At 69.2% G+C, this 390-nt stretch carries 1 protein-coding gene; it reads right to left on the bottom strand.

Features of this window, described 5'->3' with window-relative positions; all coding sequences use genetic code 11:
* Positions 1–390: glycoside hydrolase family 97 N-terminal domain-containing protein (locus FLQ44_RS04795; protein ID WP_206208664.1), on the bottom strand; the 390-nt coding region annotated here is incomplete at both ends.

The following is a 390-nucleotide window of genomic DNA, read 5'->3' on the forward strand; positions in this document are numbered from 1 at the left end:
TGAAGCCGCTGTCGGCGGCGAAGTCGATGTAGCGCTTTGCGTTCGCCGTGGTCGCGCCGTGCTTGGGCCCGCTGGCCCAGGTTTCCACGCCAAGGTGCATGCCCCACCAGATGCCGACGTACTTGCCGGGCTCGACCCAGCTCACGTCGCCCAGCGCGTTCGGCGCATTGAGGTTGAGGATCAGGTCGGAGTTGATGAGCCCGATGGCGCTGTCGGCAATGTGCAGGGTGCGCCAGGGCGTGACGAAGCCGGCGCGGGTGCGCACGCGCACGCCGTCGTGCCAGGGCGTGAGGTCGCCCTTGAGCACGCCGTCGCGCTGCTGATCGAGCACGATCGCGGCGTAGTCGACCAGCGCGGCTTCGTGGATGGCGAGGTGGATGCCGCTGGCGG

The organism is Vogesella mureinivorans, assembly GCF_007644035.1.
GTDB classification, from domain to species: Bacteria; Pseudomonadota; Gammaproteobacteria; order Burkholderiales; family Chromobacteriaceae; genus Vogesella; species Vogesella mureinivorans.